A 20760-nucleotide genomic window follows, 5' to 3' on the forward strand; every position below is an offset into this window, starting at 1 on the left:
GCGGAGGTAAACGAATGAGGAAAATAGGGTTATGGATGTTAGCGTTCGCGCTATTCCTGGTTAGCGCTTGCGGGAATCGTAACAATGGAGGCGCGGATCAGGAAGCGATCGTTCATGGCGAGCATATGGAAAATCGCGAAGCAAGCGTAGGCGAAGATCATCGCGAACATGGCGATACGAGCTCATCGGCGGCGGCGGAGGTTACGACTAGCGCTGAATGGAAGCTTTCAGTGCCAAAGCCTAATGTCGCTGAAGATACGGAAGTTACGATTCTAATCCGCGACGCTAAGGGACAACCGGTGAACGAATTCGAGAATAATCACGAGAAAAAAATGCATTTAATCGTCGTGAGCAAAGACCTCTCCTATTTCAATCATATTCATCCGGCTTATAAGGGCGGAGGCGCGTTCTCGGTTACGACCCGGTTCCCGGCTGCCGGCGAATACAAGCTGATAGCCGATTATATTCCCGGCGGCGGATCGTCGACTTCGCAGACCAAGCGGGTCGAGGTTCAAGGGAAGGTCGGCGAACAAACGCAGATCTTACCTGACTCGAGCTTGACGCGTATCGTCGACGGCGTTGAAGCGACGCTGTCGTTGGACCATTTGATGGCGGGCATGGAGACGGGGTTGACCTTTACTTTTGCCGACGCCGGTTCGAATAAACCGATTGAGGATTTGCAGCCTTATCTGGGAGCCGTCGGTCACGTCGTCATTCTAAGCGAGGACACGGAGCTTTATCTGCACGTTCATCCGACGGACGAAGATGCCAAAGGGCCGGAAGCGCGTTTCATGACAAGCTTCCCGAAGAGCGGCATCTATAAAATCTGGGGTCAATTCAAGAGGAATGATCGTACGTTCATCGTTCCGTTCGTCGTGAAGGTTCCTTAAGGGGCGGCAACGCTTTACGCGCGGACTATTGAAGAACACACAAAAGAACGGCATTCCGATGGCCTCGACGGCGCGGGATGCCGTTATGCGTTAAACGACTGTTCGAATCTATTATTAAAGTAACGCTAATAAAAAAAGCACTGTCAATTAGACAATGGCTTGTTGGTTTCATCGGCATCCGGCTTGGTTTTGACTAGTTCCTTTTCCTCGTCCGCATCATCGAACGGTACTCGGTCTTCTTCGTAATACACTTTGCTTCCACCTCCTCTTGTTCAACATCATAGCAAGCAAACGTTTTCTCAATATTCGGACGATGTAAGAACAGAGTAAAATTCTCGAGGACGGAAGCCTCTTTTTCAACCTGGCTGCAATTTTGGTTGACACTGGAAAAACAATCGTATACTTTTGTATACATGGAGTAAATTGTATGCGTTTGTATACAGAAGTGAGGTGTTGGATGAGAACGGAGCATCGCGGAAGGCACGGTGACAGTGAAGGAAGAGAGAGCAAGGACGGAAGACGAGGCGGCGTCGAACATTCCGGGGCTAACGGCGCGCAGACGTTCAGAAGAGGTCGCATTCTCGTTTTCTTGGAGCAGCTGCGGGTCAAGAGATCGACGGTAGCTCGGCAATTAGGCGAGTCGGAATTCGAACCTATCAAAGCCGTGTTATGCGGCGAGCTTAAAGCGATAGATCAAGTTATCGAGGATTATATTCATTTATTCGATCTGCAGGAGGACGCCATGGATTCGCAAGAGTCGGCGTCCGTCTCGGGTCTTGAACAAACGGGAGTGTGATTTAAATATGATTCGCAGATTTTTCGCTTATTATCGTCCTTATAAAGGGTTATTCTATCTGGATTTCTCGTGCGCGGTAGTCGCCGGCCTGCTGGAGCTGGCATTCCCGCTGGCCGTAAGCAAGTTCATCGACGATCTGTTGCCAAGCGAGAATTGGACGATGATCGTGGTTGCATGCGTTGCCTTGCTTAGTATTTACGCGCTGAATACGGTATTAAACTATGTCGTGACCTACTGGGGACATATGCTCGGCATCAATATCGAAACGGATATGCGGCGTAAAATGTTCGAGCACATCCAGAAGCTCTCGTTCCGCTTCTTCGATAATCACAAGACGGGACATCTGGTCGGAAGGGTAACGAACGACCTGAACGATATCGGGGAAGTCGCCCACCATGGTCCGGAGGACGTCTTCATCGCGGTCATGACGCTTGCGGGATCTTTTACCCTGATGGCGTACATCAATCTAGAGTTGGCCTTGCTTACCTTCATCATCATTCCGATCATGGCTTGGCTCATCATCGTATTCGGCGGTAAAATGACGAACACTTACAGAAGATTATTCGGTAACGTAGGGAACTTCAACGCGCGTATCGAGGAAAACGTGGGCGGTATCCGCGTCGTACAATCGTTCGCCAACGAAGAGCACGAGAAGAAGCTGTTCGCGGTCGATAACAAGAACTTTCGCGAGACCAAGCTATTAGCTTACAAGACAATGGCCAAGAGCTTATCGATCAACTATATGATGATGCGCTTGATTACCGTATTCGTCATGATCTGCGGTGCTTGGTTCTTCATTCAAGGTAGGCTGGAGCTAGGAGAATTCATGGCATTCCTGCTATTATCCAACATCTTCTTCCGGCCGATCGAGAAGATCAACGCCGTTATCGAGAGTTATCCGAAGGGGATCGCGGGCTTTAAGCGTTACCTCGAGATCATCGATACGGAGCCCGATATTGCGGACGCGAAAGATGCGGTCGACGTAGCTTCGCTTCAAGGGAACATCCGGTTCGACGGGGTAGATTTCGGCTACGAGCCGGGAAGAAACATTTTAAGCGGAATCGATCTATCGATCAAATCCGGAGAGACTATCGCGTTCGTAGGTCCTTCCGGCGCGGGAAAAACGACGATATGCAGCTTGCTGCCGAGATTCTACGACGTCAACGAAGGCAAGATCACCATCGACGGCATTGATATTCGCGATATGACTTTGCAATCGCTGCGCAAGCACATCGGGATCGTGCAACAGGATGTGTTCTTGTTCTCGGGATCGATCAGGGAGAACATCGCTTACGGGAATCTTGACGCTACGGAAGAGCAAATCTGGGAAGCCGCCAGACGGGCTTCGCTCGAAGAGATGATCCGGCAGCAGCCGGAAGGCATGGACACGATCATCGGCGAGCGCGGAGTGAAGCTGTCCGGAGGTCAGAAGCAACGGATGTCGATCGCGAGGATGTTCCTGAAGAATCCGCCGATCCTTATTCTGGACGAAGCGACGTCGGCGCTCGATACCGAGACGGAAGCGGCGATTCAGAAATCGCTTGCCGAATTGTCCGTCGGCCGTACGACGCTGGTCATCGCTCACAGGCTCACGACGATCAAGAACGCAGATAGGATCGTCGTCGTCGACGAGAACGGAATCGCCGAGCAGGGCGGGCATCAGGAGCTGGTTAACTCCGGAGGAATCTACAGCAGGCTGCATCATGCCCAGTATCAATATTCTTGATGGAGGGAGAACCGATGATCATACGAGTTCTGCAAGTTACGGATGCGCAAGCTTATCAAGAGTTGCGATTAGGCTCGCTAACCGTCAATCCGGAAGCATTCGGATCCACTTACGAGAGAGAAGCGAACTTTTCAATGGAAACCGTTATCGAGCGCGTAAAACCGACTAATGACAAATTCGTTATCGGGGCTTTCGATGCTAGCGGCTCGTTAGTCGGAATCGTAACTTTCATGCGGGATAACGGACTTAAGACAGTCCATAAAGGCAATGTTTACGGAATGTACGTGGCGCCTGAACAGCGGGGAAAGGGAATAGGTAAATCCCTCATGCTTGAACTGCTCAAGAAGGCAAAGGAAATCGCGGGTTTGGAGCAAATCAACTTAACGGTCGTATCCGATAACGACTCCGCAAAGAAGCTATACGAATCGGTAGGCTTCGAAGCGTATGGGGTGGAACGAAACGCAATGAAATTCGAAGGGCGATATTTCGACGAGGATTTCATGGTTTGGATCAATCGATGACTGCGGGAACGAGATCTTAGTTACCCCGCAGGACCCGTATGAATAACGAAAAAAACACCGAGATTCGGTGTTTTTTTCGTTATGCCGTATCGCAAGATTTATTATCGCGATAGATATTCGGCTAATTGTTCGAAGGTTCTGGAGAATCCTTCATTAAGGATCTCATGCGATGCCTTGAAGGTTGCCGACTCTACCTCGGTCGGGGATACGAGAGCCACGACTATCGTAATAGTCGTTGTGCCTTCGTCCTCGGCGAGAGTCAGGGTATTCAGCGTTTCCAGGGGCCAATCGGGATCAAACGGGGCCCGAACGATATTGCCTTCCTCATCGGAGAAGAAACTGGAATAGACGAGTTTATCCGATTTGCTGACTTCATGGTAAAGGAATTTAACCCACATGAGATCGCCTTCCGGAGATTTCTGGCTGTAATGAAATACGCCCCCCGGACGGAAATCGGATACGGATACCTCGAACGTCCATCCTTTGGGTCCCCACCAATGCGGAAGCTGTTCCGGGTCGGTAAATGCCTTAAATACAAGATCGCGCGGAGCACGGATTGTACGAGTAATTTCAACTTGAACCGACATTAAGTTTCCTCCAGTAGGTTAATGTTTTAAATAAATATACCATACCGAGAATATACCTGAAATGGAATAAACAATCAAGTCAAACCCATTCCACAATATGGAAGGTAACAAATCGCTCGTCTTTGCGTCTATATCAAAAGACAACTCCGAGAGGGTGACATCAATTTGAAGATGAGTACATATTTCCTTACAGGCGCCGCGACAGCGCTTTTGTCCGTGTCGTTGCTCCAAGCAGCGCCGGCAAACGCCGCCGAGATCGATCCGTCCCTATCCGTATTCTTGGATGGCCGGCAGCTAGCTTTTCAGACGCAACCCGTAATCGAAAAAGGCAGTAGCCTCGTTCCGATGCGAACCATATTCGAGGCCGAAGGTGCCGAAGTCACGTGGAACAATAAGACCCAAACAGTTACCGCTACTAAGGATGGCGTTATCCTTACATATCGACTCGGCGAAACGACCGCATATAAAAATCAGGAACGGCTGAATTTACCCGTACCCGGCAAGATTATAGACAAGACGACTATGGTTCCTTTGCGATTTATAAGCGAGACGCTAGGCAATGTCGTGAAATGGCATGAGTATTCCGGCTCGATCACGATTTCATCCGCGCGCAACTATGAGACCGCAGTCGAATACGGCATTAACCTGCGCGTCTCTCCCGGTAAAGAAAACGATTCCGACGTGATTCGAATGCTTCCGAAAAACGAGCAAGTCCACGTCATCAGAGAAATCAACGCGGACTGGTTGGAAGTACAGACGAAGGACGATACGATTGGATTCATTTCAGCCAAACCGATGTATACCGATTACGCGAGCCCTGCGTTAGTCGATAAGCAAGCGGACGAGCTACTCGCTTTCGGGTCCAAATTCCTGGCCACTCCTTATGAGTTCGGAGCCAAATCCGGTCAAACGAAGACGTTCGACTGCTCTTCATTCGTTCAGTACGTGTTTAACGAAGTGCTGGCTATAGATCTTCCGCGAGTGTCCTACGACCAAGCCCTGAAAGGGAAGGAAGTCAAAGTCGACGAGCTGCGCAAAGGAGATTTGTTGTTCTTCAGCGCACGAGGGCTCGATATCGGACATGTCGGCATCTATGCGGGCGACGGCCGGGTTCTTCATACCTATTCCAAGGTACAAGGCGTTCACTTCGAAGATTTCGACGACGGATGGAAGAAACGTTTTGTTACGGCAAGAAGATTATTCTAATAACGGAAGCATCGGCTAAGCCTATAGAGCAGTAAAAACAAGCATAATGTTGCCGCGCCGGCAACGTTATGCTTGTTTTTATGCTAGCTTATTGCTCAGTACTTACCAGATCGTGCTGCCAATGTCGGGACCTGTAACGAAAGTAACCAAACAGAGTTTTGGAGATTTCCTCTGTGGCAAACAGCCCGTACACGACTTCAATCGGCCACTTCATGATGCCGGCTCCGATAAACGCGAGCGGGATACCGATCAGCCAAGTGGATCCCAAGACAAGCTTCATCGAGTAATGCGTATCGCCGCCGCTTCGGAATACGCCGACAATCCAGATGTTGTTAAGAAAGCTGCAAGTTAACACGCACGACATGATACGGACAATATTCACGGCTTGGCCGCGCAACTGCTCTCCGATATGAAACAGCCCGACGACTTGCGGTGCCGCAACAAACAGTGCCAACCCGATGAGCACGGCGGCCGCAACGCCGATTCGCGTGAACCTTTCGGCATATTTCTGTGCCTGTTCTTTGTTCCGCAAACCGATCTGCTCGCCGATCATGACGCTTGCGGATTGAGCGAATCCCAGTACGCCGGCGAGAACGAAGTTGCCGATCACTTTCGAAACTTGGATGATCGCAATCGACGCGGCACCCATCATTCCGAACGCTACGATATACATCGTGGTGCCGAGCCCCCACAACGACTCATGAATAATAATCGGTTTAGTAACCCGATACACCCTTCCGAACAAAACACGGTCATAAGGGAACCGTTTCAAGAAAGATACCGAGACTTCCCTTTTCATCGCATATACATACGCCACCGTTAGAATCAGCAGCAGTAGCTTCGAGATAAGCGTAGCAACCGCGGCTCCGTTCACTCCCATCGGCTCAAACCCGAAATGTCCGTAGATCAGGGCATAATTCAACACGGTGTTCAGCAGAAGCGACAGGACCGTCATGTACATGACGGCTTTCACGACGCCGATGCTCTTTAAGCTCATCGTAAACGCGGTCGTGACGGCCGAGGCGATAAACCCGAAACTGACGATGGATACGAAAGACGCTGTCATTTCCAGCAACTGATCGTCTTGCGTAAACGGCCAAAAGACATAGGGAGAGCTTAAAGTCAGGACGATATAGAAAATAAAACTAATAGCGAATCCGCTAAAGACGTTCAAAGCAGCCAGTTTTTTAATCGAGACGTAATCTCTTTTGCCGTAGTACTGCGCCATAAAAACGGCCGGTCCGCTTAACGCGCCGGCCAATATCATGACAAGCAGAAATTCCAGTTGTCCGGCGATGCCCGCCGCGGCAATCTGCAGCTCGCCCAAATCCGCTACCATCACGGTATCGAGCAGAGAGAAGGATGAGGTGAATAAAAACTGAAGCGTCAGCGGTACGGAAAGCCGGTATAATTGGCTAATGAATTCATCGTTTTTATACGGCATCGCTTATATAGCCACGGCTTTTTGGTCAAACACTTCGATTATCGCATCTTCATCATTGCTCCGCGAGGTTACCCAATCGGCTGTTTCCTTTAATATCGGATGGGCATTTTGTACCGCGACTCCGTTCGGGATCAGGGCAATCATTTCAATATCGTTCAAATTGTCTCCTACAGCGGTGAGATCGGCCATATCCAGTCCCAAGACTTCTATCAATTCCAAGCATGCAGAGCCCTTATTAACGTTGGGCGGAAGAATTTCAAGAAGCTCCGGCTCGGACTGAACCGCATGCCATAAGGGGGCGACCGGTTGTTCGGTACGGGAGAAACACTTCTCCTGAAAAGATTTTAGCGCATCGGGATCGCCTAAAAACATGATTTTAGTCGATGATTGAAATAGGTCATATAAATCGGACATCGATGTTTCGATGATATTAACTTTATCTTTTTGCATGTAACGTTCTACTGTATTCGTAATAGAAGGGCAGTAAATCTGCTCCTGACAAAATACCAATACATTCAATCCCAATCCCTCGCCGGTCAGCTCGTAGTTGTACAAAGCATGCCGAAAAGAGGATACGGGCAAAGCATGCTCCTTAAGAAATACCTTTTGGATAGGGTCATATAGTTTAGCGCCGTTGTACAGAATAACTGGCACTTTGATATTTAGCTCTTCGATAAAAGGTAAAGCGCTGTTCAATGACCGGCCTGTTGCCAAAGTAAAAAAGCCGCCATCTTGTTGGAAAAGTCGTATACGTTGTTTAACGGCTTGCGTGATTTGTTGTCGTGAATCCAATAGAGTACCGTCTAGATCTGAAATTACCCATTTGCCTTGCAAAGTAGTTTCCGCCTTTCTGCGACATGAAGCTTGTTGATATAAACCATATAATTGGAAATTTCGTCATGTACAAAGACAGGGCGAAGAAAATTTCGTCCTGTCTTTGTTTGTTTGAAAATACGGTGGTTGCTTAAAGGAATGATTTATTTATTAGTCTCGTTATATTTTTGAATAGCTTCCGTGCTGCTTTTCGCCGCTTTGTCCAATGCTTCCTGAGGAGACTTGCCGTTCATTGCTTCTTCGACGGCGCTCGCATAGAAGTTTCTCATTTCCTGGAATACCCCGACCGAAGCGCCTTGCGAAGCATAATTGGATTTCGCTTGATGAAGCTGTTCGATCGCCGCGTTAAACTGAGGGTATTTAACGAGATTGTCTTTGACGATCTGCTCGTTATACGCATCCTTCGTGATAGGGAAGTAGCCGGTGCTAATGTGCCAGAAGGCTTGTACTTTAGGAGACGACAAGTATTTGATGAATTCCCATGCCGCATCTTGCTCTTCCTGGGACTTGTTGTTCATGATCCAGTTGCTTGCTCCCCCGATTGCGACTCCTCCGTCTTTGGCAGAGCCTTCAGGGATCGGGAAGAAGCCGGTTCCGACTTCGAATTTACCTTTCGCAGCGTCGACGAGACCGCGAAGCGCTCCGGTCGAGCCTGTCAACATAGCGGTTTTTCCGGCAATAAAGGATTTCTGAGCATCGGCGGAGACGCGGCCGAAGTTAAGAGCAAGCTTGTTGTCCAACATGTTTTTCCACCAAGTCAGCGTGTCGACGCCCGGTTTCGTGTTCATGAAAGACTCCGTCGCGGGCTCGCTGGAACGTCCGTTATCGTTATTGACATACAATTCTCCTTGCTTGGCGAAGGATTGTTCCATATCCCACGGCTCAAGATAGAAAGCATAACCGGTAACTCCGTTTTTGGTGAGCGCTTGGGCGTCTTTAGTCACTTCTTCGAACGTTGCCGGCGGGTTTTCCGGGTCTAGGCCAGCCGCTTTGAATAAATCTTTATTGTAATAAAACACGTCATTGGAGGTATTGAACGGCATCGAGTAGAGTTGGTTGTCGACCGTGTAATAATTCAGGATGTGCTCTTCTAGCTGCGAGATATCGAACTTGTCCCGATCAATGAGGGTTTGAACGGGCGTTATCATCTTGGAATCAATCATAAAGCGGGTATTTACGTCGTTCACTTGAACCATCGAAGGGCCGCTTTTCGAACCCATCGTTGCTTTCACTTTATTCAGCAGTTCGTCGTAAGCTCCTTGGAAGGTTACTTTCACAACGATATTGGATTGGGAGGCATTGAAATCCTTAACGACCTGATCGATGACTTTTCCGTTGGCGCCGCTCATCGCGTGCCACCAATTAATCGTGATCGGAGCAGCGCTTGAACTTGAGCTTGATTCTTTCGTAGGCTGATTATTGGTCGAGTTCGAGTTCGATGCGGAATTGCCGCAGCCTTGAAGGGCTATTGCGGAAGCTACTAGCAATACAGGTACGGTCGTTTTCCATTTTAAGTTCTTCATCGGGTTTATCTCTCCTAGTTGTCGTCTTTTTGACGTATTGTATATTAACCGATTGGTCTCGGACGTTTTACGATAACCGAACTTCAGGGTTTGCTCAGCCTTTAAGGGCTCCCAACGTAACGTTGCCGACGAGTTGCTTCAATCCGAACACGAGCAACAGCAGCGGGGGGAGCATCATCAAGGTCAGTCCTGCCAATACCAGATTCCAAGAAGTAAATTCTTCGAACTGCAGCATCGTGACTCCGATTTGAACGGTTCGCATGGATTCTTCGTTCGTAATCAACAGCGGCCAAAGATACATATTCCATGCACCGATAAAGCTGTGAACCGCCAATGTCGCGAAAGCGGAGCGCGTGAGCGGAAGGGCGATTCGAACAAAGGCACCCATATGTCCCAACCCGTCCATCTTCGCCGCTTCGAAAATTTCCTTAGGCAATTGCAGGAAAAATTGTCTAAACAAAAACGTGCCGAAGCCTGTCGTTAGAAAAGGTACGATCAAACCCCAATAAGAATCCGTCCATCCCCAGTTGCGTATCGTCAAGAAGTTGGGAATCATCGTTACTTCCCAAGGAATCATCATCGTGGCAACGAACAGGGAGAAAATAAACGCTTTGAACGGAAACCGGATAAAAGCGAATGCATAGGCAGCCAAGCTTGCGGTAAGCAAATGTCCGGCCGTAATCGCTATGGCGACGACGAAGCTGTTATACAAAAACTGGGCAACCGGAACCAAGCTGAAAACAAGCTTGAAGTTAGCCAAGTAAAGGCTCGAAGGAAACAGATGAGGCGGGAAGGAATCCATTTCGCCCGATGTCATCATCGACGCCGCGAAAGCGTAATAGATAGGATAAATAATGACTACGGCAGCCAGAATCAGAATAATCAATGCCGCCGGACGCTGTAATCTGCTTATCATGAATAATGCACTTTCCTTTCCGCGATTCGAAACTGAACGATCGTAAACAGAAGAATGATCAGGAACAAGATAATAGCCTGAGCGCTTCCGGTACCGAATCGATAGTTAACGAAAGCTTCCTGGTACAAATCGTAGACGACGACATTGGTCGAATTCGCCGGTCCGCCCTCCGTTAGGATGTTGATTTGGGAAAAGCTTTGCAGAGCACCGATAACGGATATGACGCTCATGAAAAAGATAGCAGGGGACAGCAATGGCAACGTGATTTTACGAACCATGGCGGACGAGCCTGCGCCGTCCATTTTGGCGCTCTCGTACAAGTCCTCCGGGATGCCCTTAATTCCGCTTAGCAGGACAAGGTAGGTAAATCCGATGCTTATCCATACGGTCATGATGGAAACGGAAATCAAAGCGTAAGCCGGATCCGTTAGCCAACCGATGGGATCGATGCCCAGAAAGCTTAGGAAATAGTTGAACATACCGGCGGTAGGGTGGAACAGGATTTTCCAAATGACGGAAGCATTACCGATGGGTATCGCAATGGAACTGGCAAAGATAAGCTGAAAATAAATATTGATTTTGTTTTTTTTGTGCGTCAACAGCGCCAGACATAAGGAGATGATCAAGCAAGTCGGGATCGTCATCAGCGCGAATAGAAACGAGATTTTAATGCTTTGGTAAAAATGCTCGGAGCCGAGGATATCCTTGAAATTGTCGAACCAGACAAAGTCGACGATTTGTCCACGCGGATTCGTGCTATGAAGACTTAAATAGACGGACTTAAAGAACGGATAAAATAAGAAGATGCCGAAGCCAAGTAAGGACGGCATTAAAAATCCGAATCCGAACGCCGCTTCTTTGAATTTAGCCAGCTTGTTGCCCACAGTAAGTTCACTTCCCTGCATTTAAATAGTGATAGAGTTCTTCAGGGTGATCGGACAAGATCATATTGGCTCCGCGCTCCTTGTGCCAATCCCAGCCAAACTCCGGATTGTTCAGCGAAATCTCGTCCGTATGTCCTCCGCAATCCCAGCCGAACATCGTATTCACCCAGATTCTGCACGAACGCTCCTTCAGGCGCCGAATCGTTTCCGAAGCCATAATCTCGCTGCGATCGTATAGAAAGTTAAGCTCGAACGCTTTGGGCTTGATTCGCGCAAATAGCTCGTCCAAATGTTCAAGCAATTCATTATTGGGCTTCGGCAATTTCTTGATGAGCTCCGCCGGCCCAACCTGGCTTAACCATTTTTTTAGCTCCTCGTTTTCCGCGAAGCTGCTGAACAAATCCTTAATTCCCACGTCCGTTTGAACGACCTTGTAGTCATGAATGATTTGAATGAATTCCGGGCGCTCCGCTTTGCCGTTCAAGAACGGTTCGACCTCGTCCATTCCCGCCGCGCTCTTGAACAAGCCCTGTCTTACCGTTCCCGTTTCGAGAAGAACCCGGTAGACGTCTTCGCGGACATCCCAGCACTTGTCCAGGTTCACCAAGATTTTATTCGTAATCAACTCCATCGCTTCCCTGAGCGTAGGAACAAGCTCGTTCGTAACGGAAGCTTCGACTCCGCCCCGACCCTGCTTCAGGCGAAGCTCGCGAATTTCTTGATACGTAAGCTCCGAGACTTTGCCGGATCCGTTCGTCATGCGATCGACCGTCTCGTCATGCATGAGAACCAATGTCCCGTCTTTGGTTTTCCGGATATCGACTTCGACGACATCCATGCCGAGATCAATGGCGGCTTGAATGGCTTGAAGCGAATTTTCAGAAGCCCGCCTCCAGATTCCCCGGTGCGCCGCGATCATGACTCTCCCGTTAGAATCCAGGTAGTCCGTATAAATTTTCTCAAAGGGGGTTTGTACAACCGGATTTACGCTCATATCCATAATCCTCCGTTTCGTAGGTTTTACTAATTCGTTGAAATCATTAAGTTCTTCGCACATAAAACCGTATTAAGTCGTTTCTCATGTAATCGTAGGAAATATAAATAGGATTCGCCTTGTCGTCGTAATGCACTTGAATAAATTTCAAGAGAGGAGGGTCGCTAAGCTTCAAACGGTACGGGAGGACATCTTCTTCCCGTACCGCTTGGATTTCCATGAGCGATTCGACAATGTAAATGCCATATTTAAGTTCGAGATATTTGGATAAGGAGCCGGGCTCATAGTATTCCGCAAAATCTTGACCTACGATGCTTTGCGGCAAAATATTTCGCGAATATACAATCGACTCGCCGTTTGCCGTTCGTATCCTTTCGAGAATAAACATGGAATCCTGCTTGTTAATATTCAACATGCCGATTTCTTCATCGTTCGGTTTTCTCTTGAAGATTTGAACTTCTATATCTCCTTCAGTCAAGTTGGCGTTTTGGATCAGTTCGGTGATGCTGGAAAATTTATTCAAAGTGCTTGCCATGTGAAGGCCATTCCGGCGCAAATAGTAACCAGAGCCTTGAATGTTGTAGATCTTGCCTAGCTCTATGAGATTCTTTAGCGCCTTGCGGATGGTCTCGCGGCTAACCTGAAATCGTGCAGCCAAAGTTTTTTCGGTAGGTAGCTTGTCTCCCTCGGCAAACAAATTTCGATCGATTTCATCGGCGATCACTTTGCTGATTTCCTCATATTTGTTCATCATTTATCCGACTGCTCACCTCCTAGAGTTTACGTTCACCTGACGGGTTGATAATCCTTAGTTTACAAGCCGAGTATTCGAGAGTCGTTAATCTAAAAACAAAAATTGTTATAGGAATGTGAAGGTGATGTAAAGTTGTCTAGTCAAATTTATGCATTTGGAGAAGTTGTACGGAGATAACCGTTATATTAATGCCCGTTTTCCATCAACGATCGAATAGAACAACGTGGAGCAAGCGTTAATTTGTCTAGTTCACTTGCGTGAAGGATGACGATACAAGGCACCTCTATGTTATTTTGATTCATTGCATACAAATTCATGTAATAAATAAAGCGGCAGCCCAAGACTTAACGTCTAAGGCTGCCGCTTATGATTATAAGGATGATTTTTCACTCCGCCGATGGTTCTGCTTTCAAGGTTTCCGGAGGATCGTAGAGCCCCGTCCGTAGCTTAAACCATCGGAATAAATGAGTGGCAATGACTTTCAGAATGGCGTAGCCGGGAACGGCAAGGATAATGCCGATCATGCCGAATAAGTTACCGGCTGTAATAATGACGAAGATAATCGTGATCGGGTGGACGTGCATCGTCTTGCCCATGATTTGCGGAGATATGAACTTTCCTTCGATTAGCTGAACGATCGTCCAAATAACGAGCATCTTAAGAAGCATTACGGGTGACGTTACCATGGCTACGACTAATGCCGGCGTGATGGCGATAGCCGGGCCTAAGTAAGGAACGATGCTGGTACAGGCCGCGATAACCGCTAGAACGAGAGAATAGTCGAGTCCGATAATCAAATAACCGATATAGAGGAGTCCGCCGATGCAGAAGCTGATGACGATCTGCCCGCGAATATAAGAGCTGATCTGATGATTCATCTCCATCATGACGCGGAACGAACGATCTCTCAAGAAGGTGGGAACGAAGCTTAGCACGAAAGGAGACAGCTTCTTCCGGTCTTTCAGCAGGTAGAACAGGATGAAGGGAACGGTAATGATAGCGAGTACCGTTTCCGTGATTCTGCCTACGACGCTGCCGATTCCGGACCAAGCGTTGCTCATGAGCGACGAGGCCTTGCCCGAGAATTCTTGAACCAGCTTCTCGGAATCGATTCCAAGCGTGCTCTGCAGCTGATTGAAGTATTCGTTGCCGATTAGCTCCTCGAACTTTTGTTGGGCGCCTTGGCTATATGTAGGAAACTGCACGATTAAACTCGTAATTTGCTCGCTGAGCAAAGGCACGACTTTCATTATGACTAAAGTGAGCACGGTGATGATAATTAAATAAAGAACGATAATGGAATACACCCGACGCACGTTGTAGCGGCTTTCCATGTACTCCACGATTGGATTAAGCAGGTAATAAGCGACACCCGTCAACAGAAAGGGGAGGAATACGGTCTCCAGAACGACGATGAAGGGGTGGAAGACGTAGGAGATCTTGTCCAGCACCAATATATTCAAGCTTAATAACAAAATGACTACAAGAAATAAGATAACCTTCTGGTTAAGCAGCATCCATTTTATCCGATCAGACCACTTGCGCGTTGGCATGAAACATCCTCCTTAGTTACTTCCTATTTTAACCGACTTCAATCCTCGAGAACAATGCTTCGGGCTCATCGCACGCCCAATTCCGATCATTGGTTCGCGGATGCGACAATTTATCCTCGAATACTCGCCCACCGTTTGACAAGCTTCTCGGAGTCTAGTGAGTACAATCTATTTATCCTAATCGTTGGGGGGATTTAATAGAGATGTTCCGCGGAAAAAAGATCGCCATACTCGCACTCGTCCTTATCTGTCTGTACCAGGGAATCGCCCAAGCCGGAAATCTCTCCTCTTATCAATGGAGCAGCAAGCCCTCGATGTCGCTAGCTTTCCCGGCTAAATATACCGAGGTGGAAGGCATATTAACCTTTCGGGGATCCAACGAACGAAGCTCGCCGTCTTACGGCACGGCCGATATGACAACCTTTCGTCCGAAAATCGCTTGGGAGAAGAAAACAAAGTCCAGCTCATGGGGCGGAGGCGCAGGCTGGACGGGTCAGCCCGCTATCGTCAAGTGGTCGCAGGAGGTTCTTCGGACAATGAACGTAAAAGCCGAATTTCGGAATAAGCCGGGATTTACGGAAGTAATCTACGCTTCCTTAGACGGGTACGTCTACTTCCTGGACTTGGAATCCGGCGAGGAAACGCGTAATCCGATCAAAGTAGGCAATCCGATTAAGGGCAGCGTATCGGTTGACGCGAGAGGTTATCCTCTTCTCTATGTGGGAGAAGGCATACCCGAGAACGGTACGATCGGATTTAACTTGTACAGTCTCACGGACCAGAAGAGGCTGCTGCGGGTGAACGGAAAGGATAAGTTCGCTTATAGGAGCTGGGGAGCGTTCGATAGCTCGGCCATCTTTAACAGGCTGGACGATTCTCTCACGGTCGGCGGCGAGAACGGCGTGGTCTATAGGATCAAACTCAATACGGCGTTCAATCCAAGCAAGAAGACGCTTTCGATCGATCCGGTTATTAGCAAGTACCGCTATAAGATTAAAGGGAATAGCTATCAAGGAATCGAGAACTCCCTCGCGATATACGATAACCTTGCCTTTTTCGGGGACAATGGCGGCAGCTTGCAAGCCTTGAATCTGAAGACGAATACGCCGGAATGGACGCTTCCTCCGCTCGACGATACGGACGCTACGATCGTAATCGAGACGGAAGGCGGAGTGCCGTACCTATACACCGGAACCGAGGTGGATAAGCAGGGGAGATCGGGAAGCTCGTACATCCGGAAGATCAACGGATTGACGGGCAAGGTCGTCTGGCAGAATAAATACGCGAGCTTCTCGTTACTAGGTCCGCATCCTGTAAATGGAGGCTTATTGGCGACGCCGGTTATCGGCAAGAAAGAGATCGGCGAGCTCGTCGTCTTCACGATCGCGCGTTACGGAACATTCAGCGGCGGGTTAATGGTCGCCTTGAATAAGGAAACGGGACGAGAGGCGTGGAGACTGACGATGAAAAATTATGCTTGGTCGTCCCCTGTGGATGTCTACGATAATAACGGGAAAGCGTATCTGATCCAAGCCGATTCCGTTGGGTTGATATCCGTCATCTCGGCCGACAACGGGAAGGTGGTCGGAAGCCTGAACATCGGGACGAACATCGAATCATCGCCGGCAATCTATAACGATTACGCGGTCGTCGCTTCCCGCGGAGGCAAAATTTACGGCATCCGATTGCAATAAATTACTTGACGGCGACGTCTGCGATTCGCCAAGGAGACGAACGGTCGTCTCGCTTAAAGCTGAAGCTATAGGTAGCGTTACGTTCCGGTTTACCTATCTTATTCGACGCGATAGCCAATCGGATATCCGACTTCAAGCTTTCGTCGTATTCGTTATCTTCGAGCACCGAGGATTTCCCGGTTTTACGTAACGGTTTACGGATGCGGATGGATTCCAACGTTTCTAATTGACCAGCAAAATAAGACCACTTGTCCTCGGGTATCGTATCCCATACTTGTCTGAGCAGTAGCGAATCTCGCTGATACATGGCTTCGACGAAGCTCTCGGCTAGTACGACCGGCGATGCAGCCTCGATAAAAGCGCGCGTATTCCCCGAAGCTTTGTAGATCATTAATTGATGCGCCGTATCCGGGAAATCCGATTTGTGCGACGTGCTGCCGAGAAAATGAATGCAGAAATGCCCCGAGAAGCCGTTCTCCGGAATGCCGTCCCCGCCATGGGGCATGCCATTCATGGAGGCGGCTATTCTGCCTTGCCCGGAATGTACGATGATCGGCCTTCTTTTCCAGCTCCAACGGCCTCCGTAAATTCGTTTCATGATGGCCGTATCCTCTTTGGTTATCGGTTGGACGTCGGCATGGTCGCTGCCCGCTCTTCGCTGGACGCGGAAGGATAAGCCCGTCTCCAAATCCGTTACGGAGACGATACCTTTGCGAGGAACGATTCGTTCCGCGTCCTCCCATCGGATCAATCGGCCATAATGAGTTGCTCGCAAAGCATTGGCGTAACGTATCAGCTTAAACGTGGCTGCCGGTGGAAGAACGAGCTTCTGCATGGATTGCTCCTCCCACAAATAGCCCATTCGATCCATATGAAAGTACTTATCCTCGTGGCCTTCCTGCGTTAAAGCGACAACCATATCGGTTATATTCGGGACTTGGTTCGGTCCGAGACTCTCTTTCTTGGCACGAATAATCTCATGAATTAGAATGGCGTTGCGAAGCTCCAGTTGACTGAAGGAAACGGCATTAAGGCTGGAACGAACGGTTAAGACTAGTCTAGTCGTATCCGGAAGCTTCTTTGCACCCGCAGTTGGTCCGTATGGTAAGAGAAATCCGATCGAAAGGACAAGCGCGAGAATCATGTTAAGCGTTCGTTTTCGCGTCGATATTCGTTTCATTTCCTATTCCCTCCGTTCTTGATCCTTATTCTGGTCGAACGCTTGGGGATTTATGTAGGATAATCTCCCTTAGCCTGACGCACTTTATTTAGAGACGGTTCGCACAGTCATCTTAATGAACATCAGGTAAGGTCACTACGAGAATATCTCGCGCGGGAGGACTTTCGATTGGGTTTCCATTGGATCTTTGGCTTATTGATGGTACTTCAACAACACGAGCTGCCGGATCGGTTAAACATAACCCGGGAAGGAAATCCGATTATGAACGTTTCCCGATCGGAGATTCAATTTCCGATAGCCGGACTACCGATTATCGATGAGAATAAATTGGATAAGCTGTTGGATCGAGTGGCGAAACAGACCTATCAGGCTCCCGTAAACGCATCGTTGGACGGATCGGGAAGGATCGTTCCGGAACGGTTCGGATATCGGCTGGATAGCAAGGCGTTCGCCAAGAAGTTCTACGGCGATTCGGGGGAAAGTCCTTCCTCCGATCTCGAAGCGATAATGAAGCCGATCTATCCCAAAGTGGACAGCGAGCTACTGGCGACGGTAAGGGAGAAAATGATCGGCCAATACACGACCTACTTTAATTCGAACAATAAGAACCGTTCGCATAATATCTTGCTTGCTGCCAGAGCGATCAACAATCAATTCGTCTTTCCGGGAGAGACGTTCTCCTTTAACCAAACAGTCGGTATCCGATCGGCAGACCGAGGGTATTTGCGCGCGAAAATTATCGTAAGGGGAGAGGTGGCGGAAGGAATCGGAGGCGGGATATGCCAGATCTCTTCCACTTTGTTCAATGCGGTCGATCGCGCCGGACTTAAAATCGTTCAACGGTATTCCCACAGCCGGAGCGTGCCGTATGTGCCGCCTGGCCGTGACGCTACGGTAAGCTGGTACGGGCCGGACTTCGCTTTTCAGAATTCGTACAACCAACCCGTACTCATCCGCGCTAACGTATCCGGCGGTCAAACGACCATTTACATCTACTCCTCGGAATCGGTTAACGTCAAGGGCCGAGAGGTACCTGGCGCTTCTAAGCAATTGCCGAGGGAAATCGACGCGGAACGGAATGTCAACGGTGGCGGGATGTGATAAGATACGGGGATAGCGAATGTCGGACTTTAGAAACCTTTATAATCATTCGCGGAAATCCGGAAGCGAGGGATACGGATGGCCCGGGATATTCAAACGAACGAGTTGTTAGCGCTCAAGGAAATTGCGGAAATGCTGAATAAGACGAACGAGTTGAATCCTATGTTGAACGATGTGTTGAAGAAGTTGCTTGAGGTCACCGGCTTCACGACCGGGTGGATATTCCTGATAGACGATCGTCAAGGCAGCTCCTGCGCGGCATCTCAGAATTTGCCTCAGGCGTTGACAACCGGCAATTATGCGTTGATGAAAGGCGAAGAATGCGCATGCATCGAAAGCTATCGGCAGAATAAATTGGATCGAGCCGTCAACATTATCGAGTGCAAGAGAATCCAATACGCAATTATGAACGATTTCGGAGATACGGAAGGCATAACCCATCACGCTACGGTTCCGCTTCAATCCGGACAGGAACGATTCGGACTTCTGAACGTTGCGACGGCGGGGAAGGAGCGCTTCTCCGCCGATGAATTGGACTTGCTGCAAGCCGTTGCTCTTCAGATCGGCACGGCGATCAATAGAATTCGCCTCTATCAAGCCAAAGAACAGAGCGCGATCCTATATGCCAAGCTTGGCGACGTTATCCAACAATTCAATTCCATCATGGACGCGGAACAATTTCCGGTAAAAGCGGTGGAGATCATCGGGGATACGTTCGACTGGCCGCAAGTATCCTTGTTCATCAGCAAGAATTCCAAGTTGACCCTGCGATCCCAGTACAAGGATAAGCAAGTGGACAACCGGTGGCGGTCTCATGCGATTGAACACGAGGGACTGATTAGCGAGGCATTTCACGATGATCGCTTGGTTATCGACTCCTATCAAGGCATCGTCTCTAGCGATTTATTGGCTGAAGTAGGAATTCCGCCGTTCAGTTCGGCTGCTGCGATCCCGCTTCGCGCAAGGAATCATCCGATTGGCGTACTCCTCGTAAGCAGTCCCAAGCCAAGGCAATTCGAATGCTACAACGCGGATTTCATGCATTCTATCGCCGATCATTTTTCTCTTAGCTTGGAGAACATGCGGATTTACGAGCAGCGAAGCGACCTTGCTTTAATGGAAGAACGCAATCGAATGGCTCGCGATCTGCACGATTCCGTCATTCAGAAGGTTTTCTCTTTATCGTTCCTGGCGAAGGGCGCGGAAACCGTGCTTGCCGGGAAGGAACCGATCGTGCAACAGTCTCTGCAGGAAATTAGCCAGGTCTCGCAAGAAGTGTTGAAGGAAATGCGTGCGCTCATCTGGCAATTAAGGCCGGCGGGTCTTGAGAACGGATTGCTGCCGGCGCTACGGCAATACGGGCAGTCCATGGATTTAATCATCTTCGAGCAAGCCGAAGGCGTGAAGGAATTACCGAGAGCGATCGAGGAATCCTTCTGGCGCATCGGGCAGGAAGCCTTGAATAACGTGAGGAAGCATTCGGGTACGAACGTTGCTTACTTGCGATTAGCGATAGCATCAAATGGGGCAAGTCTGGAAATCAGCGATCGGGGCAAAGGATTCTCGGTGGAAAACGGCCATAACAAGCTGACTTTAGGGATGATGTCCATGCGAGAAAGAGCCGAAGCACTCGGAGGAGAGCTAACCGTTACGAGCGGCATCGGACTTGCGACCACGATTAAAGTATTCATTCCGGTGCAGGTCATCGAGGAAAAATGCGATGGGGAGAAAGAGAAGGAATGAAGATTAGAATATTGCTGGTGGACGATCACCAAATCGTATTAAAGGGCATTTCGTTCTTCCTAAGCATGCAGACGGATTTTGAATTGGTCGGAGAAGCCCATAACGGACAGGAAGCCGTGGAACTGGTCGGAGAACTGCAACCGGACATCGTATTAATGGATCTCAATATGCCGATTATGGACGGGATCGAGGCGAGCAAGCTAATCGGAGAACGTTATCCCGGCGTTAAAGTTCTCGTGCTGACGAGTTTCTCCGATCGCAGTCATATCGTTCCGGCTCTTCAAACGGGAGCCATCGGCTACATGCTGAAGGAAGTCGAGCCCGATCAATTAGTCGAGGCGATTCGCAGCGCTTATAAGGGAAACATACAATTACATCCCGACATCTCGAATACGATCGTCATGCAGCTAACGC

At 49.0% G+C, this 20760-nt stretch carries 18 protein-coding genes and 1 pseudogene; 9 read left to right on the forward strand and 10 right to left on the reverse strand.

Annotation, left to right across the window (positions count from 1 at the left end; all coding sequences use genetic code 11):
- The first annotated feature begins 14 nt into the window (after window positions 1–14).
- The 4 genes from DFP95_RS03810 to DFP95_RS03825 all read left to right on the forward strand — a co-directional run bounded on the left by DFP95_RS03810 (window position 15) and on the right by DFP95_RS03825 (window position 3933).
- Window positions 15–890, forward strand: coding sequence for a hypothetical protein (locus DFP95_RS03810; RefSeq protein ID WP_115991203.1), 876 nt, complete (start codon window positions 15–17; stop codon window positions 888–890).
- Between the two features lie 457 nt (window positions 891–1347).
- Complete coding sequence (locus tag DFP95_RS29215; protein WP_245987315.1) at window positions 1348–1686, forward strand: hypothetical protein; 339 nt, start codon at window positions 1348–1350, stop codon at window positions 1684–1686.
- Window positions 1687–1693: 7 nt separating this feature from the next.
- A complete protein-coding gene (locus DFP95_RS03820) occupies window positions 1694–3412 on the forward strand; it encodes an ABC transporter ATP-binding protein (RefSeq protein ID WP_115991204.1) in 1719 nt (572 codons plus the stop codon).
- Between the two features lie 14 nt (window positions 3413–3426).
- Window positions 3427–3933 (forward strand): GNAT family N-acetyltransferase, encoded by a 507-nt coding sequence (locus DFP95_RS03825; protein ID WP_115991205.1) that lies wholly within the window; start codon window positions 3427–3429, stop codon window positions 3931–3933.
- Between the two features lie 101 nt (window positions 3934–4034).
- Here DFP95_RS03825 and DFP95_RS03830 read toward each other — a convergent pair whose 3' ends face one another.
- Entirely contained in the window at window positions 4035–4520 is a 486-nt protein-coding gene (locus DFP95_RS03830; protein WP_115991206.1) for an SRPBCC domain-containing protein, read from the reverse strand.
- A gap of 171 nt (window positions 4521–4691) precedes the next feature.
- Between DFP95_RS03830 and DFP95_RS03835 the strand changes: the two genes are divergently transcribed.
- A complete protein-coding gene (locus tag DFP95_RS03835) occupies window positions 4692–5726 on the forward strand; it encodes a stalk domain-containing protein (protein WP_115991366.1) in 1035 nt (344 codons plus the stop codon).
- Between the two features lie 88 nt (window positions 5727–5814).
- Here DFP95_RS03835 and DFP95_RS03840 read toward each other — a convergent pair whose 3' ends face one another.
- The 8 genes from DFP95_RS03840 to DFP95_RS03875 all read right to left on the reverse strand — a co-directional run bounded on the left by DFP95_RS03840 (window position 5815) and on the right by DFP95_RS03875 (window position 14628).
- Complete coding sequence (locus tag DFP95_RS03840; protein ID WP_115991207.1) at window positions 5815–7170, reverse strand: MATE family efflux transporter; 1356 nt, start codon at window positions 7168–7170, stop codon at window positions 5815–5817.
- Window positions 7171–7173: 3 nt separating this feature from the next.
- The gene (locus tag DFP95_RS03845; protein WP_115991208.1) at window positions 7174–8004 is read right to left on the reverse strand and encodes a Cof-type HAD-IIB family hydrolase; all 831 of its coding nucleotides are present in this window, start codon (window positions 8002–8004) and stop codon (window positions 7174–7176) included.
- Between the two features lie 143 nt (window positions 8005–8147).
- A complete protein-coding gene (locus DFP95_RS03850; RefSeq protein WP_115991209.1) occupies window positions 8148–9527 on the reverse strand; it encodes an ABC transporter substrate-binding protein in 1380 nt (459 codons plus the stop codon).
- Window positions 9528–9621: 94 nt separating this feature from the next.
- Complete coding sequence (locus DFP95_RS03855; protein WP_115991210.1) at window positions 9622–10443, reverse strand: carbohydrate ABC transporter permease; 822 nt, start codon at window positions 10441–10443, stop codon at window positions 9622–9624.
- Complete coding sequence (locus tag DFP95_RS03860; protein WP_245987317.1) at window positions 10440–11327, reverse strand: carbohydrate ABC transporter permease; 888 nt, start codon at window positions 11325–11327, stop codon at window positions 10440–10442. Before DFP95_RS03860 ends, DFP95_RS03855 begins: the two co-directional genes overlap by 4 nt.
- Window positions 11328–11334: 7 nt before the next feature.
- Window positions 11335–12321: a glycerophosphodiester phosphodiesterase family protein gene (locus tag DFP95_RS03865; RefSeq protein ID WP_181907227.1), complete on the reverse strand. Its 987-nt coding sequence runs from the start codon at window positions 12319–12321 to the stop codon at window positions 11335–11337.
- Between the two features lie 46 nt (window positions 12322–12367).
- Window positions 12368–13075: a GntR family transcriptional regulator gene (locus tag DFP95_RS03870; protein WP_115991213.1), complete on the reverse strand. Its 708-nt coding sequence runs from the start codon at window positions 13073–13075 to the stop codon at window positions 12368–12370.
- A 386-nt stretch (window positions 13076–13461) separates the two neighbouring features.
- Window positions 13462–14628: an AI-2E family transporter gene (locus tag DFP95_RS03875; protein WP_115991214.1), complete on the reverse strand. Its 1167-nt coding sequence runs from the start codon at window positions 14626–14628 to the stop codon at window positions 13462–13464.
- Between the two features lie 203 nt (window positions 14629–14831).
- On the opposite strand from DFP95_RS03875, the gene DFP95_RS03880 reads away from it, so the two are divergent.
- Entirely contained in the window at window positions 14832–16322 is a 1491-nt protein-coding gene (locus DFP95_RS03880; RefSeq protein WP_115991215.1) for an outer membrane protein assembly factor BamB family protein, read from the forward strand.
- Window position 16323: 1 nt separating this feature from the next.
- Here DFP95_RS03880 and DFP95_RS03885 read toward each other — a convergent pair whose 3' ends face one another.
- A complete protein-coding gene (locus tag DFP95_RS03885; RefSeq protein WP_115991216.1) occupies window positions 16324–17502 on the reverse strand; it encodes a hypothetical protein in 1179 nt (392 codons plus the stop codon).
- Between the two features lie 198 nt (window positions 17503–17700).
- Here DFP95_RS03885 and DFP95_RS03890 point away from each other — a divergent pair, with 198 nt between their 5' ends.
- The 3 genes and pseudogenes from DFP95_RS03890 to DFP95_RS29755 all read left to right on the forward strand — a co-directional run.
- On the forward strand, window positions 17701–18603 hold the full coding sequence (locus DFP95_RS03890; RefSeq protein ID WP_425453234.1) for a VanW family protein: 903 nt from the start codon (window positions 17701–17703) through the stop codon (window positions 18601–18603).
- 78 nt (window positions 18604–18681) lie between these two features.
- A complete protein-coding gene (locus DFP95_RS03895; RefSeq protein ID WP_115991218.1) occupies window positions 18682–20346 on the forward strand; it encodes a GAF domain-containing sensor histidine kinase in 1665 nt (554 codons plus the stop codon).
- A pseudogene (locus DFP95_RS29755) lies at window positions 20343–20736 on the forward strand (response regulator); the annotation flags it as partial. The gene DFP95_RS03895 and the pseudogene DFP95_RS29755, both read left to right, overlap by 4 nt.
- Window positions 20737–20760: the final 24 nt, after the last annotated feature.

It is taken from the genome of Cohnella lupini, assembly GCF_003386205.1.
In the GTDB taxonomy this organism is placed as follows: Bacteria; Bacillota; Bacilli; order Paenibacillales; family Paenibacillaceae; genus Cohnella; species Cohnella lupini.

Coding starts and splice junctions, on each gene's coding strand:
- DFP95_RS03850 (WP_115991209.1), bottom strand. CDS start 9,527: ATGAAGAACTTAAAATGGAAAACGACCGTACCTGTATTGCTAGTAGCT.
- DFP95_RS03875 (WP_115991214.1), bottom strand. CDS start 14,628: ATGCCAACGCGCAAGTGGTCTGATCGGATAAAATGGATGCTGCTTAAC.
- DFP95_RS03865 (WP_181907227.1), bottom strand. CDS start 12,321: ATGAGCGTAAATCCGGTTGTACAAACCCCCTTTGAGAAAATTTATACG.
- DFP95_RS03880 (WP_115991215.1), top strand. CDS start 14,832: ATGTTCCGCGGAAAAAAGATCGCCATACTCGCACTCGTCCTTATCTGT.
- DFP95_RS03890 (WP_425453234.1), top strand. CDS start 17,701: ATGGTACTTCAACAACACGAGCTGCCGGATCGGTTAAACATAACCCGG.
- DFP95_RS03855 (WP_115991210.1), bottom strand. CDS start 10,443: ATGATAAGCAGATTACAGCGTCCGGCGGCATTGATTATTCTGATTCTG.
- DFP95_RS03820 (WP_115991204.1), top strand. CDS start 1,694: ATGATTCGCAGATTTTTCGCTTATTATCGTCCTTATAAAGGGTTATTC.
- DFP95_RS03830 (WP_115991206.1), bottom strand. CDS start 4,520: ATGTCGGTTCAAGTTGAAATTACTCGTACAATCCGTGCTCCGCGCGAT.
- DFP95_RS03835 (WP_115991366.1), top strand. CDS start 4,692: ATGAGTACATATTTCCTTACAGGCGCCGCGACAGCGCTTTTGTCCGTG.
- DFP95_RS03870 (WP_115991213.1), bottom strand. CDS start 13,075: ATGATGAACAAATATGAGGAAATCAGCAAAGTGATCGCCGATGAAATC.
- DFP95_RS03810 (WP_115991203.1), top strand. CDS start 15: ATGAGGAAAATAGGGTTATGGATGTTAGCGTTCGCGCTATTCCTGGTT.
- DFP95_RS03840 (WP_115991207.1), bottom strand. CDS start 7,170: ATGCCGTATAAAAACGATGAATTCATTAGCCAATTATACCGGCTTTCC.
- DFP95_RS29215 (WP_245987315.1), top strand. CDS start 1,348: ATGAGAACGGAGCATCGCGGAAGGCACGGTGACAGTGAAGGAAGAGAG.
- DFP95_RS03895 (WP_115991218.1), top strand. CDS start 18,682: ATGGCCCGGGATATTCAAACGAACGAGTTGTTAGCGCTCAAGGAAATT.
- DFP95_RS03885 (WP_115991216.1), bottom strand. CDS start 17,502: ATGAAACGAATATCGACGCGAAAACGAACGCTTAACATGATTCTCGCG.
- DFP95_RS03825 (WP_115991205.1), top strand. CDS start 3,427: ATGATCATACGAGTTCTGCAAGTTACGGATGCGCAAGCTTATCAAGAG.